Origin of the sequence: Fluviispira vulneris, assembly GCF_014281055.1 — a bacterium.
Classification (GTDB): domain Bacteria; phylum Bdellovibrionota_B; class Oligoflexia; order Silvanigrellales; family Silvanigrellaceae; genus Silvanigrella; species Silvanigrella vulneris.
The window spans coordinates 881,973-897,145 of sequence record NZ_JACRSE010000001.1 but is presented as its reverse complement, the minus strand read 5'-3'; the positions used below and the strand labels follow the sequence as shown (position 1 = coordinate 897,145).

At 34.6% G+C, this 15,173-nt stretch carries 12 protein-coding genes; 4 read left to right on the top strand and 8 right to left on the bottom strand.

The annotated features are described in order from the left end of the window. Nucleotides 1-32: 32 nt before the first annotated feature. From H7355_RS03635 to H7355_RS03620, 4 genes are all read right to left on the bottom strand, one after another. Nucleotides 33-950, bottom strand: a complete 918-nt coding sequence (locus H7355_RS03635; protein WP_186645302.1) for an ABC transporter substrate-binding protein — start codon at nucleotides 948-950, stop codon at nucleotides 33-35. Further along, a complete protein-coding gene (locus H7355_RS03630) occupies nucleotides 937-2,154 on the bottom strand; it encodes an MFS transporter (protein WP_186645300.1) in 1,218 nt (405 codons plus the stop codon). The genes H7355_RS03635 and H7355_RS03630 overlap by 14 nt, the downstream gene beginning before the upstream one ends. A gap of 176 nt (nucleotides 2,155-2,330) precedes the next feature. Continuing rightward, nucleotides 2,331-3,377: a uroporphyrinogen decarboxylase gene (gene hemE / locus H7355_RS03625; protein ID WP_186645298.1), complete on the bottom strand. Its 1,047-nt coding sequence runs from the start codon at nucleotides 3,375-3,377 to the stop codon at nucleotides 2,331-2,333. Nucleotides 3,378-3,396: 19 nt separating this feature from the next. Further along, complete coding sequence (locus tag H7355_RS03620) at nucleotides 3,397-4,506, bottom strand: mannose-1-phosphate guanylyltransferase (RefSeq protein ID WP_186645296.1); 1,110 nt, start codon at nucleotides 4,504-4,506, stop codon at nucleotides 3,397-3,399. A 176-nt stretch (nucleotides 4,507-4,682) separates the two neighbouring features. Between H7355_RS03620 and H7355_RS03615 the strand changes: the two genes are divergently transcribed. Both H7355_RS03615 and tpiA read left to right on the top strand, forming a co-directional pair. After that, on the top strand, nucleotides 4,683-5,891 hold the full coding sequence (locus tag H7355_RS03615) for a phosphoglycerate kinase (RefSeq protein WP_186645294.1): 1,209 nt from the start codon (nucleotides 4,683-4,685) through the stop codon (nucleotides 5,889-5,891). 54 nt (nucleotides 5,892-5,945) lie between these two features. Continuing rightward, nucleotides 5,946-6,740: a triose-phosphate isomerase gene (tpiA, locus tag H7355_RS03610; RefSeq protein ID WP_186645292.1), complete on the top strand. Its 795-nt coding sequence runs from the start codon at nucleotides 5,946-5,948 to the stop codon at nucleotides 6,738-6,740. A gap of 219 nt (nucleotides 6,741-6,959) precedes the next feature. Here the strand turns inward: tpiA and H7355_RS03605 are convergent, their stop codons facing one another. The 4 genes from H7355_RS03605 to H7355_RS03590 form a co-directional block, all read right to left on the bottom strand. Further along, nucleotides 6,960-7,529 (bottom strand): hypothetical protein, encoded by a 570-nt coding sequence (locus H7355_RS03605; RefSeq protein WP_186645290.1) that lies wholly within the window; start codon nucleotides 7,527-7,529, stop codon nucleotides 6,960-6,962. Nucleotides 7,530-7,727: 198 nt separating this feature from the next. Continuing rightward, a complete protein-coding gene (locus H7355_RS03600; protein WP_186645288.1) occupies nucleotides 7,728-8,702 on the bottom strand; it encodes an SPFH domain-containing protein in 975 nt (324 codons plus the stop codon). A gap of 2 nt (nucleotides 8,703-8,704) precedes the next feature. Further along, nucleotides 8,705-9,571, bottom strand: coding sequence for an SPFH domain-containing protein (locus H7355_RS03595; protein WP_186645286.1), 867 nt, complete (start codon nucleotides 9,569-9,571; stop codon nucleotides 8,705-8,707). Between the two features lie 19 nt (nucleotides 9,572-9,590). Further along, a complete protein-coding gene (locus H7355_RS03590) occupies nucleotides 9,591-11,672 on the bottom strand; it encodes a SulP family inorganic anion transporter (protein ID WP_186645284.1) in 2,082 nt (693 codons plus the stop codon). A 490-nt stretch (nucleotides 11,673-12,162) separates the two neighbouring features. Here H7355_RS03590 and H7355_RS03585 point away from each other — a divergent pair, with 490 nt between their 5' ends. Both H7355_RS03585 and leuC read left to right on the top strand, forming a co-directional pair. After that, entirely contained in the window at nucleotides 12,163-13,752 is a 1,590-nt protein-coding gene (locus H7355_RS03585) for a homocitrate synthase/isopropylmalate synthase family protein (protein WP_186645283.1), read from the top strand. 10 nt (nucleotides 13,753-13,762) lie between these two features. Beyond that, nucleotides 13,763-15,160, top strand: coding sequence for a 3-isopropylmalate dehydratase large subunit (leuC, locus tag H7355_RS03580; RefSeq protein ID WP_186645398.1), 1,398 nt, complete (start codon nucleotides 13,763-13,765; stop codon nucleotides 15,158-15,160). Nucleotides 15,161-15,173: the final 13 nt, after the last annotated feature.

The window sequence follows — 15,173 nt, the reverse complement described above, 5'->3', positions numbered from 1 at the left end:
AAATGAAAAAATGTTTTTAAATAAAAGTGAGTTCATTTGATAAAATCAGCCATATTTTCTGTAATATATAATGTTGCCAAAGGGCCTTTACTGCGAGATCCTCTTTCTCGTTCAACAACAACAACATTTTTATTTTTCACTGCACTTAAATTTTTCCAAATAGGATTTTTTTCTAGAAAATTTAGAATATTTTTTCCAGGATCATCAAAAACAATTATATTATCTGGATTTATTTTGAGAATATTCTCTGCGCTGAGCTCAATAAGATCAGGATAATCTTTATTACCTTCTCCTTTATAAGCATAATCGACTCCAATTTCACCAATCAAATTTGCAATAAATGATTCCCCCGTCCAAGCCCAGATTTTGTTATTAGGTACATATATTGCCAAAACAGATTTTGACTTTTTTTGATTCACAAGTTTAACTTCTTTTAATTTACTTTTAAATTTATCTTGATATTTTTTAGCAGCGTTTTGCTTTTGCAAAAGTTCAGCAAATATATTTAAGTAACTTAAAGTTTCTGAATATGTATCCGGTCTAAAATTTAGTACAGGTGCAATTTTAGTGAGTTTAGTAATTATATCTCTTTGCTCTTCATAAACTCTATCTATTAATATAAGATCTGGTTTGAGTTCATTAATTCGCTCTAGGCTTGGATGAGAAATCTTTCCAACAATTGGTATCTTTTGAAATTCAGGACTTAAATAGTCTGGAACGGAGCCTGCTGCGGTGATAATAATACCAACAGGCTTAACTCCTAGAACATCTAATATTTCCATTCCCGTCACACTTAAAGTAACGATTCTTTTGGGCGGAATTTTGAAATTGAGAGCAGAAATTTCATCTTTTATACGCTTAATTTCTTCTGGTTTAGCAAAGGTTTTAAAGTTTAAGAGAAATAATCCTATGAATAAAAAGATTTTTAGGTGTATTTTAACGAGCTTCATTTGATACTTTCCTTTCTTTTACTTGATAAGTAATAAATAATAAAATGATAAAAAAGAATGAACACATTCCAAAAATAATAAATGTATTCGGCATTCCAAAATTGTGAGCTAAAAATCCCGCTAAAAGTGTGCCAAAAGGTAAAAAACCTCTGTCACTGAGGACAAGACTTATTAATTTACCGCGGATTTCATTGGGAGATTTTATTTGAAAATAAACTCGATTTGCTGTTCGAGATATTTGACTCAAAAATCCGAGTAAAAATAAAAAAATGTACATAAGAAAAATATGGTTAGCTGTTCCCAGAGAAATAATAGCGATTGAAGCCAAAGCAGCAGTCGAGAGAATAAACAGAACCTGGATTTTTTTTCTTAAAAGACTAATTAAACTTGATCCGAGTATAGTACCGAGAGCTGATATCATAAGAAATCTTCCATATATTTCAGGTCCCATATTTGTTGAGGCATTTACAAATGCAGGCATTAATCCAATATATGGAAATAAAAAAAACATGAGAATGCATCCTGCAAATAAAATGCAGAGTAAGTCTGGATGTGCTTTTAAATATAAAAACACATCGCTATAATTTGATTTTTTTGTATTTTTTTCAAGAATATTTACGGATGAATTTTCTTGAATATTTTTGATAAAAAATAAAGAAATAATTACGAGTATCTGTCCTAAAAATTGAAAAAGAAATAAGAATCCAGAATCCATTTTTGCCAAAGCGATGCCTGCAAGAGCTGGTCCTAGAATAGCAGTGATATTAAGAACTGAAGTATAAATAGAAACAGCGCTGCAAATCGCTTCTTTTTCTATTAAGTGCGGGAGAAGGGCGTTTCGCACTGAGGGTTCCATCTCGACAAAAAGTCCTCTTAGGCCAACTATAAAACCTATTAAGATAATATTTATATTTTTATTGAGTACGATGAAAAAAAGAGCAAAATTAAAAAATGCAATGGATAAGTAAATAAGTATCAATAATTTTTTTTGATTGTATTTATCTGCGAGTGAGCCGCCTACAAAACCGATAAAGAGTGCAGGTAATAATCTTATGAAATTTATAATTCCAAGATTTAATTCAGAAGCAGTGTGTGTCCATATCACCCAATTGAGCGCAGCAAAGCCAATGTAATCCCCCAAAAGCGTGAAAAAACTTCCTCCAATAAAATACTGATAGTTTTTATATCTCAGAGCATTTTCCATTTGTTATACCTACAAACGATATTTAGCATGAAAATGATAATCATTATCACATTGCTTTTAACCTTAGGCAAATTAAAAATCCACTCAAGTCATAAAAATTTTTTTTATATCTAAAATATTAAAATATATTATAATAAATATTGTTTTTATTGAAATTTCTTTTGTTTTTTATAATTTTAAGCTCTAAATTCATTAACAAGTTGTACAAGATATTCAATATTTTCAACTGGAGTGTGCTGTGTACAGCCATGGCCTAAATTAAATATATAACCATGTGGATGGCGAGAGCCAATTTCTAAGCAATGAATTAATTTTTCTTTTAAGAGTTTTTGCGGACCATATAATAGCAAAGGATCGAGGTTTCCTTGAAGGGCAATACCACTGCCGGTAAAATGCTTAGAGACTTTGTATAAATCTTGGCGCCAATCAACACTGTAAACATTGGACTGGATTGAGAGGGCTTCCTCTGCAAGTCCAGCTCCTTGGCCGAAGAAATTGATCACAGGAACGAGTGGTTTGATTTCATCGACAATTCGTTTTGTATAGGGAAGGCAAAATTCTCTATACTGATCCGGTGTAAGAGCGCCCGACCAACTTTCAAACAACTGAATTGCTTCTACCCCTGCGTGTATTTGCATTTTCAAATAAGCAATGGTTGCCGTTGTCAGCAATTGCATGAGGCGATGAAATGTCTCAGGTTCGTTAAACATGAGTTTTTTGCTTTCAAAAAATTCCCCTTTTGCACTGCCGCCTTCAATCATATAACTTGCCACTGTAAATGGAGCGCCTGCAAAACCCAGCATAGTTGTTTCTTTAGATAAGTGGGGTTTTACTCTTTCAACTGTTTCACCGACATAACTTAATTTTTCTATGAGTTCCTCTACATTTTCTGCAGCAGGTAAAATGTTTTTAAGATCATCACTACTGCGAATAGTTTTTGCATAGCGTGGTCCTTCTTTTTCAACAAATGATAATTGTAAACCCATAGCATCGGGAATAAGTAATATGTCTGCGTATAATATTGCACCTTGAAGATTAAATCTTTTTAAGGGTTGTAAAGTTATTTCTGCTGCAATACTCGGTGTTTTGAACATAGTTAATGTGTTATATTTTTTTCGAATTTCACGGTATTCTGGAAGGTAACGACCCGCTTGTCGCATAAGCCAAAGTGGTGTCTTTTTAGTTTTGTTTCCTTTAGCTGCTTCTAATAGAAGTTTGCTCATATTGTCTCCAGAAAATTAATTAAAGTAACTTTGTGTTTTTTTGTTCAAGGTGTTGCACGACTTTTTTAACATCTTGACTGCGGGCAAGAGGCATGACTAAAACAGCATCATTTGTAGCTATAACAGCAACATTTTCCATACCAACTACAGAAACAAATGGCCCTGTTGTATGGATTACGCTATTTTTTGTTTCATGAGTAAAGATTTCCCCTGAGAGTGTGTTACCTTGGCTGTCTTGTTCAAAACATTCACGCACGGCAGACCAAGAACCAACATCATTCCAATCAAAATTTGCTGGGATACATGCGACGTGACTCGTTTGTTCAATAAATGCTATATCGATGGGAGAGTTTTCTATTTTTCCATATATTTCATTTAGATTATCATTATTAATAGATTCAATTAATGCGGCAGTTTCAGGTTGAATATGGGAAAATGCATTCCAAAAAGTTTTTGTTTTCCAAACAAATATTCCTGCATTCCAAAGATATTTTTTTGTGCGTAAAAATTGTTCCGCAGCAGCTTGATTGGGTTTTTCCCGAAAACTGCGCACGCTATAACCTGTAGCGGTGACTTCAGTTAATTTTTGTGGAGAGAGAATATTTCCATCTTTATCCAAAGGAAGTCCTTGCTCTATATAACCAAATCCAGTTGCAGGATAGGTTGGTTGAATGCCAACAGTGACAAAAAAATTATTTTTAGCGAGTTGAATTGCATCGGAAATAGTTTGTTCGAAGGAACGGATATTTTGAATGGCATGGTCTGACGATAAGATAACCATGATTGCTTCAGGATCTTCTTGCATAAGACGCCAAGCGCTCAATGCAATTGCTGGGGCTGTGTTGCGTGCTTCGGGTTCAATAATCATTTTGGCAATTTGGTTTGAAACTTGATTTGTGCACAGATTTTCTTGTCCTTTAGCTGTGACAAGCCAGCGTCTGCTGATAGGTGAAATATTTTTTATGCGCTCAATAGAGAGTTCGAGCAGTGATTTTTTTGCACCACCCAAGGTTAAAAACTGTTTTGGAAACGATTTACGTGAGAGTGGCCAGAGGCGTGTGCCTGAGCCGCCACACAAGATAATTGAATAAATATTTTGATCTTTTTCAAATACATCGTGTTGAGTCATTACACTCTCCCATCGTGTTTAGTTTTTAACAAAGGTTTTCCCATCATTTCGGGTTCCTCTTGAAGTCGTGTTGTCGCATAAGCAAAGCATTTTCTCAACTGTTTGACAAAGCCCTCCAAGAGATCTTTACTTTCCATTGAATTGGGCTACATCGACTCATGGAAAGGGGCTCGCCAATGGCAAATCGTATTCGTACACTCGAAGATCTTAAATTTGAAGAAAATTCTAACCCTGTTGTTTTTTTACGTCTTGATTTAAATGTTCCAATAAAGCACGGAAAAATAAGCGATGACACTCGTATACAAGCAGCACTTCCTACCATTAAGTGGTTGCTAGAAAAAAATGCGAAAATAATTGCTTGTTCCCACTTGGGACGCCCAAAGGGTATTGGTTTTGAGGAGGAATTTTCTCTTTCACCAGTTGGCTCACGTTTGGCAGAACTTCTTAACATAGATGTTATTCTTGCGCATGATTATACTGAAGATGGTTTTTCAAAAATTGTCTATGATTTAAAACCAAAACAAATTATTCTATTAGAAAATTTACGTTTTCATAAAGAAGAGCAAGCAGGAAATGAAAGTTTTGCCAATAAATTAGCGCGTAGCGCAGATTATTATGTCAACGATGCTTTTGGAACATGTCACAGAGCGGATGCATCTATGGTTGCCGTGCCAGAATGCTTTCCGTTGGAAAAAAGAGCAGCTGGTTTTCTGATCGAAAAGGAAATGAAATTTCTTGAAGATGCTTTCCGTGCGCCAAAAGCTCCAGTTACAGCTGTATTTGGCGGTTCAAAAGTTTCCGACAAAATTGATATCCTGCGTAAATTCACTACAATTGCAAATAATATGATCATTGGTGGAGCTATGGCTTATACATTTTTAAAATGTAAAGGCAAAAATGTTGGTAATTCAAGAGTAGAATCCGATAAATTCGCTCTTGTTGAAGAAATATTTAAAGCAGCAGAAAAGCGTAATGTGAAAATTTATTTACCAGAAGATCATCTGTGTGGAGCGGAATTTTCTGAAAATGTAACACCTGTTCCTGTTGGGGCTGTTGATATTCCAGATGGATTAATGGGACTAGATATCGGCCCGCGTACATCCGAATTATTTGCAAGTGTAATTGAAAAGAGCAATGTCGTTGTTTGGAATGGCCCTATGGGTGTTTTCGAATTTGATTCCTTTGCAAAGGGAACAAAAGCTGTAGCACAAGCAATGGCAGAATGTGAAGGCACAACAATTGTGGGTGGAGGCGATTCTGCTGCTGCTATAGTTAAATTCAAAATGCAAGACAAAGTAACACATGTTTCTACTGGCGGTGGAGCGAGCATGGAACTTCTTGAAGGCAAAGAACTCCCTGGAATTCGTGTTTTAAGAACAAAATAATTTTGCACTCTTTTTAAGAAAAAGAGTGTTTTTAAAATGTTATTGGAGTTGATTATGGTTTCAAAGCGTAAAAAAATAGTAATTGGCAATTGGAAAATGTATAAGAATGCAGCACAAGCGAGTGCTGATTTTTCTGATTTAGCAACATTAATTGTAGCTAAAAATTTAAATATTGAAGTTGGCATTGCTGCGCCAAGTGTTTTTCTTGCCGAGCTTGCACGTAAAACCCAGAACTCTGTTACTTTATTTGCGCAAAATGCGCACTGGGCAAATGAAGGTGCTTTTACAGGTGAAGTCTCATCTTCTATGCTCAAAAGCATTCGCATCAATGGAAGTCTAGTGGCTCACAGTGAACGTAGACAAATGTTCGCTGAAAGCAATGAAACAGCTGGAAAACGCGTAGGTGCGCTCATTCGTTCAGGTATGAAAGCTGTTTTGTGTATTGGAGAAACTCTTGCAGAGCGTGAAAAAGGTGAGCTGAAAAAGGTTTTAAAAACTCAGATCGAAGATGCCCTCAATGCGTCAGGTATTCGTGGTGCAAGTGAATTTATCGGATCGGATCCTTCCTCACCTCTTCTTTCCATTGCCTATGAACCAGTTTGGGCGATTGGCACAGGCAAAGCGGCTTCTCCTGTAGAAGCTCAAGAGGCTCATGCATATATTCGGGAAGTTCTAGCATCATACTTTAATCCTGAAACAAGTTCACGTCTCCAAATACTTTATGGTGGGAGTGTCAAGCTCAATAACGTGAGTGATTATATGGCTTGCCCTGATATTGATGGTGCTTTAGTGGGCGGTGCGAGTTTAATAGCAAAAGATTTTGCTGATCTGTGCGAAAAATGTAATTAAAATTTTATCCTTATCCTTATCTATTATTATTTTTTAATGTTGAAATATAATTTGAATTATAAGGTTCGAAATGAAAAATAAAATAACTCTTTACATTACTGTACTGTAAAGCAATTAAGTGGTGAAATAACTTATTAAATAAAATAATTTTTAGTTTTCAATTTGCAACGATTTAGGGCTTTCTGGTATAACTGTTGCAAATTTTAAAAAAATAAAGATTTACTTTTCCAAAACTAAATCTTTAATAGGGGTAATATCTCCCTCTTTAACTGTATCTTTAATCGCTTTTATCAGTTTAGCATCGACTCCACCTTTGTTTGGGAATTCGGTATAAGTCCAATTTTCACATGCTGAGCTTTTTATTTTATCTTTATTTTCCCCATAATAGTTTACTCCAATATAATTCCAAAAGAATGCTGGAATAATTCCACCAGAAGTGCCTATGTGCGAATAATCTTCACCATAACTTTTTGTACATATTTTTTGGAGAGAGGTACAAAATTGTTTAGCTTCATCAACATCTTTATAAATGGTTGAAACCTCAAGGACAGGATGCAAATAGGAATTTAAGGAAGGAGTGCCATCTACCCAAGTGCCTCTTTTGCTACCCGAGGCTCCGCGTTTTTCGAATTCATGTACACCTTTTGGAGTAATGGGCGCCCATTTCCAGTCGCTTGAATTTTCTTTATTGACACAGAATAAATAAGAACCAATATTGCTAGCGTGAGCAGAAAATTGAATTAAGGAAACAGAGCAGAATAATAGTGAAGAAACTAAAGATTTTTTCATGATTTAATCCTATTTTATTCGATGCCAAAAATATACAGATGGTGGAAATTACCAAGGCCTTGGTAACAAAAAAGTAATAAAAAAAAACAAAAATAGCAAATTAATTTTATTATATTTTTAAATATAAAAAATGATTATAAATAATAGAATAATCTTAAAAATTTTAAATAATAATAAATAAAAAATTGTGTTTATCTGTTAACTTTCTGGGGAAATTTCATTTTTTTTATGTGAGAATGAGTTTTTTTGCGAAATATTCTGCATGAAATGATTTTGGGTATGAGGGGGGATTGAATGTGTTTCGTCATAAGATAAAATTTGTGGTAATGATCCTTGCATAGCAATCATTTCTTCATTTGCAAATCCCTGAAATGCAATTGTTCTATGTGGTTTTATAAGTGAATATTCGTATAGTCTTGTATATGCCTCAAAAAGTTCAGGATTTTGTGCGAGTTTTTGATAAGCTTTACCAATGGACAAACTGTATTGTCCTTTTGCTTCAGCCACCAATGCTGCCACCTTCGACGCAGTTTCCGCTTCGAGTAATTGTGCATCGAGTCGGCCAACTTCTTCGATATCTGCTTTTGCTTTTTCCAAACGAGCAGCAACTGTATCAAAAAGTTGTTGGGAAACTTCTGGTAAGAGGCTAAGTTTACTAATAAAAATCTTATCAACAGTGATGCCCCAACGCAAAGTTTCATTTTTGATCTCATCTTTTATTTTTTGATTCAATGCATTTCTGTTACTTAATATCTGCTTGAATTCTAGAGTTCCTAAAATAGACGTTGCAGCACTGGTTAAAGTACTTTGTAATGATTTTTCTAAATTTTCAACTTGAAATGCAGCTTTTACTGGACTGGTGATATTAAATTCAACCCACAGATCTATTATAATTGTTGTGCCAGAAAGATCATTTATGTGGATTTCTTCAAAAGTTCGAAAATCTTTTTTTAAAGAAACAGAAATGGTTTGACAGGTTGGCAGTATTTTTTCCAAACAAAAATGTAAACCGGGTTTGGTATAAATTTTTATAAGCTTACCGAAGCGACACATTAATATATTTGTTTCATTATCAACCTGAATGATAAAAGCTTTGCAAAATAAAAAAATGAGGGGTATAGCGATAGTTCCGAGAACGATTCCAAGAATAATTTGTAAAATTTCGTGTTTCATAATTACCTCTTAATATAAGAGAGCTTAGATTCTGAAAAAACTTCTACTTTTCTACGTTCTAGATATTGTTGTAACGTTCCATTATTTTGCAATTCTTCTAATATTTGAGCGAGAGTCGTGATTTCTTCTTCTACTGCTTTTGCTTTTGCCCGCGCAATAGCTATCCCTTTTTTCGCCGCAATTAAACGCTGTTCACACTCTCCTTCTGTCTGTGCATAAGATCGCTGAGCTTCGCTTTGTGCATTGATCACGCCATTGAGTGCGTTTGCCAGTTCATCTGGTGGAAGTATATCCGTTAAGTCGACACCATCAAAATGAATTCCGTAATTTTCACCCATCTTTAAGGTAAAAAATTCTTGAATATGTTGATTCAATTGTTGACGATCTCTTCTGAGAGCTGCATAAGATCCCTCTTGAGATTTTTTAAAAGTGCTATTTTTATTTTCAAAACTTGCTATTTCATTATGTAGCAAGCAAGTAAATAAACTTTTGATATGCTCAGTAGCATTTTCCATAGTAAATAAATATTCATAGAGATTTGTTTTAAGTGGACTGTATCTTAATTTTGCATCGAGTCTTAACAATGTCCCATCTGCTACCATTGCCATTGGTGCGCCTTCATTATTTGACAAATCAATCATTTGTTCCATGATCGATATTTTATGTTCCCTTTGCCATGGCCATTTAAAATGCAATCCTGGTAAAAAAGTTTTTAATTGTTTTGTTTCTTTATTTATCAATAAGGCTCTGCCAAAACTTGTTAGAATGGCGACTGAACCTTCATTGACTTGAAATCTGCATTTTTTAGTAATGTATAAAAGATAAAAGGCAAAGCCAGTTAAAAAACCAATGAGCATATGCTCAGTCATTTTTAATCTCCCTTTTCAATTAAAATTTATAGGGCGTCTTTTTCCATTTCATACTTGTATTTTCTAAATTCTTTTTATTGGTATCAAAATGACCATTGTGTTTTTTATAAGCTGCGACTAGCCCTTTATTCACATCAACGACATCTTCATTGAAATTCATATGTGCATCTGTAACTTGAGGGAGTATATCAACTTTATCGAGAGAATCGACAACCATTCCATGCGGGACATAACGTCCAGCGGGAATTTCGACTCCAACAACGATGGCTCCGATACCAATATAACAATGCGAACCGATGATAGAATCATGAACAATTGCTTGAAAACCAATAAAGGAATTATCCCCTATAAAACATGGACCATGGACGAGTGCCTGGTGAGCAACAGATACATTTTCTCCAATATACACTGCCCAGTCTTCGCCGCCAACGCTTACCCATTTTTCTTTCAAAGCATGGATAACAACTCCATCCTGAATATTAGAATTTGAACCAATAAAAAATGGTGTTCCTTCATCGGCACGGATTGAAGATTCTGCTGCAATATGAACATGATCCCCTAAAACAATACGCCCGATCAAAGATGCTTTTTGATGAACGAATGCGGAGGCCGTTATATATGCTTTTTCACGAATTTGTGTGAGCCAATTTTGATTTTCTATTGGCAGTGTATAATGTGTTGGTTTTTTATACTCAACCTTTATTCGACTTGGTAAATGGCCACGAATATTTTTCGATTTGAGTGGAGAAATCTCAGTTTTTTTCTCGGGCTTTTTAAGCCAATAGCCAAAAGAAAATACAAGAATACCACTTAAAAGCCCCCATAAAAGATGTCCTGAAACAGTGCCAATCATGGTCAGGGCAAAAGAGAGAGCTGCAAATTTTTGAGCTTTGAGTAAATGAAAAAAAGTTTTAAATTCAACAAGTCTCAGACCGATCACACACAGCAAACCAGCGAGTGCTGCTAAAGGAATGGACGCCATCGTATCTGCCAAATAGAATATGCATACCAACAGAAGAACTGCATGAAGAAGAGAAGACAGTCTCGTTTTCGCTCCGCATTGGACATTGACACTCGATCGAACAATGACTCCCGAAACGGGCATACCGCCGAATAATCCTGAACCTAAGTTGGCAAAGCCTTGGCCAAAGAGCTCGAGGTTTGAATTGTGACTCTTTTTACTATGTGAAATTCGGTCAATAGCTTGAGCGGAAAGCAATGACTCAATTGAAGCAAGGAAAGCTAAGGGAATTGCAAGAGCAAGAAGTTGAATCCATCTGTCTAAACTGAGCAATGGCAAACTCGGTAAAGGTAAAAAAGAAGGAATTGAACCAACTCTTTGAATGCTCCAGTCTAATCTTGTGGACACTTCTGTGACGATAACAATTCCAACAAAGGCAGCAGGGAAGCGTTTAAACTGTTTGCAAGACGTGACAAGCAATGCAACAACAAGGCCACAGACAACAGCGTGCCATGAAACTTCATGTAGCCAATCACTTCTGTTAAAAATTTTTGAAATTGCAAAAACACTACTATTAAATCCAAGTAATTCAGGAAATTGGTTGTCAAGCAGTCTCAAGCCAACTCCAGTCGTAAATCCGACGAGAACGGCTTCAGGCATAAATTTGATAAATCTTCCTGCTTTTAATAAACTCAGTAAGAACTGAATAATTGCAATAATAATGCAAGCTCCAGCAACACCCACTGCACCAAATTCCTTGGTAATGGATAAAATCATAAAGCTTAGGGCTGCAGCAGGTCCTGTTACTTGCAAAGCAGATCCACCAAATAAAGCCGCTATCCCTCCGCCTACGGCGCCGGCTATGATCCCAGTACTTGCTGGCAGTCCGCAGGCAACAGCAAGTGCAATATTGAGGGGGAGTGCAACTGAAGCGACAGTTATTGCAGCAATTATATCTTGAATTAAACTTTTACTGCGCAGCACTTCGAGCCAATTATCAGTAAGATCTTTTGCGAGATCATTTATATGCAAAATATTTTTTAAATTAAATATATTTTTTTCCAATGATTTTTTATGAAATAAATTCTTATTTTTAATGAGAATATGATTAGAATTAGAATATCCAATTAATTTCTTCATTGTAACTCCAAATCGATCATATTAAGTTAAATTACAAAAATATTTATTCCTCTAAAATTCATTATTTTCAATTTATATCTTGATTAACATAAATTAGAAAGTGGTGCTAATTAATTGACGTTATAAAAAATTTTTATCGTCAATATTTAATAAAAATAAATTTTTAATGAAAATCTTTACATAAAAAAAAACTTATGATAGATACATGCATATGACTGACCGGATAGTAATATCTCGTGGATTATAATGAGGGATGTAAAATGAAGGGCATACAGAAAAATAATAGTTTCGATATAATTAAACCATATTACAAATCCTCAATGCTCCTCCTATCTTATCTAGATCTATCTCTACTAAATTAAAACAATCTTTTTTTAAAATTTAATATTATCATATTTGTTATAAAATAAAATATATACTTTCTTAATAATTTTTCGAATGTATTAACACAATTGTATTATTTAACATGAAATTTAGAATGGAGTTTGTTATGCAATCACGTCAGATAAAAATATTTGATACAACCTTAAGAGATGGACAACAGTGCCCAGGTGCAGGAATGTCATTCGAAAATAATATTGAATATGCAAAATTGGCAGCAAAAGCAAATATTGATATTATTGAAGTTGGTTTTCCAAGTGCAAGTAAATTAGATTATATGATCGTCCATTCTGTTGCAAAAGAAGTTGTAGAAAATAAAACAAGTCCTATTATTGCTGCTCTCTGTCAACTTAGAGAAAATCAAATTGCAACTACTGTTCGTTCTCTTGAACCAGCAATTAAATATGGCAGAGCACGTTTACATACATATGTGCCAGTGGATTCACAACTGATGTCTGCCTTGGGTGATTATGGAAAAAATTTCTCACAAATAATAAAAGATGTTTACAATTATATTAAAATTGCAACGCAAGCAGATGTCGAAGTCGAGTTCAGTCCAGAAGGATATTCTAGGATGGGTGAGCATTTTAATTTTGTAACTGATTTAATCAGAGCTGCTATAGATGCTGGTGCAACTATAATAAATTGTCCTGATACAATTGGCGGAGCTTGTAAATTACAGGGACGTGAATATTTTGTAGAAAAAATGAATGATCATGCAAAAATTATTGAAAAAGAATTTCCTAATAAAAAAATTACTTGGTCGGCTCACTGCCACAATGATTTTGGCTTAGCACTCGAGAACTCGATCAACGCAGTAATCTATGGTCCAGCCACACAAATAGAGGGTTGTTTTAATGGCATTGGCGAAAGAGCTGGTAATGTTTCTTTAGAGCAAACAATTATGTTTCTTAAAAAATTTGGAGCGTGCGAAAATAATAAAATGCATTACTATACAAATGTTAAAATTGAACATTTGCAAGCAATTTCTGACTTTGTCAGTATAAATATGCTGCAACGTCAACCGCATTGGCCAATTACAGGAGAAAATGCGGCAAAGCACTCTTCAGGAGGTCATACAAACGCAATTATAAAAAATCCTTTATCATATCAGCCGTTTGACCCAAATGAAATAGGTAAGAAAATTTCATTTTTGTTTGGCCCTTTTAGTGGTGGAAATCATGCCAAAGACATAATTGAAGAGTTTGGCTATATTTGTCGTGAAGAGGAAAAGGCAAACATTGCCCAATTTATAAAAGATTTTCATTCAGACAGACGAAAAGGAATTACCGATTCAGAGTTAATTAGCACTTATATTGAATATAGAAAACCAATAAAAATTCACAATTTTAATTATGCTAAATCGGATAATAATAATTCAATAGAAATTGAAGGCGATTTCTTTGGAGAAAATAAAAAATTTTATTTCACTCACTCACAAGATGGCTCTGTATACACTGCTCTATATAATGCTATAGTGAAATTTATTCCTGATATGAAAATTGGAAGATACTCCAGTCAGTCTATTGAAAAAGGTGTGAATGCAATAAATCGATCTAAAACCATGATTGAAGATCAAGACAATAAAATTTATACTGGAATCGGTGAAGACTTTGATATTGAAATATCTGCTTTAAAATCATTGATTGATGCAGCAAATCATATGTATATTCGAAGAACCTATGTCAAAACAAATTGAGGATCGGCAGATGAATAAAAATATAGTTGAAAAAATTTGGGATGCACATTTAATAAATGAAACTCCAGGACAATCTTCAGTTTGTGCAATTGATTTTGCTTTTTTACATGAAGTTACATCTGCACAGGCATTCCAGACTCTCAAAGATCGAAATATTGAAATCATGTTTCCTCATCAGTGTATAGCCACAATTGATCACAGTATTCCAACTCGGAAAAATAGAACAGAAATATATGATACAGCAGCTAAAAATCAGGTTGAATTGTTAAGATACAATGCCAAAAAAAATTCGATTCCATTTTATGACTTTGAAAGTGGATATCAGGGAATTGTGCATGTGATAGGACCGGAGCTTGGAATCACACAACCTGGAATGACATTAATTTGTGGTGATTCTCACACAGCAACTCACGGTGCATTTGGAACTTTAGCATTTGGAGTCGGGACCTCAGAATTATCGCATGTTTTAGCTTCTGGATGTTTATTATTAAATAAACCTAAAGTTATGAAGGTGGAATTCCGTGGGAAAATACAAAAGGGAGTCTTTGCAAAAGATCTTATCATGAAGTTGATAGCTCAAATAGGCATCGGAGGTGGAACTGGTTATATTATTGAATATACAGGACAAGTCATACGAGAAATGAGCATGGAAGAGCGAATGACCATTTGTAACATGAGTATAGAATGTGGAGCAAAAGCAGGTCTTATCTCACCCGATGCAACAACTTATCAATATTTATCACAAAGACCTTTTGCACCTGTTGAAGAAGATTGGGAATATTTAGTAAACTATTGGAATTCTTTTAGAAGTGATGAAAATTGTAAATATGATTCTGAAGTTATTGTTGATATACAAGAATTAGAACCTATGGTAACATGGGGGACAAATCCTTCACAAGCAATAGGAATTTCTAAAGAAATTCCTGAAAAGTCTGAAATATCACATAATGAAAAAATAATGTATGAAAAAGCCTTAGATTATATGAATCTTAAAGGTGGAATGAAAATGAGAGATATTCCAATTGATTGGGCATTTATAGGTTCATGCACGAATGGAAGAATTGAAGATCTCAGAATATGCGCAAAAATTATTCAAAATAAAAAAGTCCACCCATCTGTTACGTTGTTTATCGTTCCTGGCTCTGAGGGTGTGATGCAACAGGCAAAAAAAGAAGGTCTCGATAAAATATTTTTAGAAGCAGGTGCTGATTTTCGTATGCCCGGATGTTCGTTATGCTTAGGTATGAACGATGATAAAGTACCAGCAGGGAAAAGATGCATTAGTTCTACAAATCGAAATTTTGTAGGACGGCAGGGAACTGGGAGTTTTACCCATTTAGCTTCTCCTGCAACAGTTATAGCAAGTGCGATCGAAGGAAAAATCTGTTCACCTACAAAATATTTTTAAAAAAAGGTTTTAG

Bases quoted from the DNA above. Each gene is read 5' to 3' on its own strand.
- leuC (WP_186645398.1), top strand. From the start codon at position 13,763: ATGAATAAAAATATAGTTGAAAAAATTTGGGATGCACATTTAATAAAT.
- hemE (WP_186645298.1), bottom strand. From the start codon at position 3,377: ATGAGCAAACTTCTATTAGAAGCAGCTAAAGGAAACAAAACTAAAAAG.
- H7355_RS03590 (WP_186645284.1), bottom strand. From the start codon at position 11,672: ATGAAGAAATTAATTGGATATTCTAATTCTAATCATATTCTCATTAAA.
- H7355_RS03600 (WP_186645288.1), bottom strand. From the start codon at position 8,702: ATGAAACACGAAATTTTACAAATTATTCTTGGAATCGTTCTCGGAACT.
- H7355_RS03585 (WP_186645283.1), top strand. From the start codon at position 12,163: ATGCAATCACGTCAGATAAAAATATTTGATACAACCTTAAGAGATGGA.
- H7355_RS03595 (WP_186645286.1), bottom strand. From the start codon at position 9,571: ATGACTGAGCATATGCTCATTGGTTTTTTAACTGGCTTTGCCTTTTAT.
- H7355_RS03620 (WP_186645296.1), bottom strand. From the start codon at position 4,506: ATGACTCAACACGATGTATTTGAAAAAGATCAAAATATTTATTCAATT.
- H7355_RS03605 (WP_186645290.1), bottom strand. From the start codon at position 7,529: ATGAAAAAATCTTTAGTTTCTTCACTATTATTCTGCTCTGTTTCCTTA.
- H7355_RS03635 (WP_186645302.1), bottom strand. From the start codon at position 950: ATGAAGCTCGTTAAAATACACCTAAAAATCTTTTTATTCATAGGATTA.
- H7355_RS03615 (WP_186645294.1), top strand. From the start codon at position 4,683: ATGGCAAATCGTATTCGTACACTCGAAGATCTTAAATTTGAAGAAAAT.
- tpiA (WP_186645292.1), top strand. From the start codon at position 5,946: ATGGTTTCAAAGCGTAAAAAAATAGTAATTGGCAATTGGAAAATGTAT.
- H7355_RS03630 (WP_186645300.1), bottom strand. From the start codon at position 2,154: ATGGAAAATGCTCTGAGATATAAAAACTATCAGTATTTTATTGGAGGA.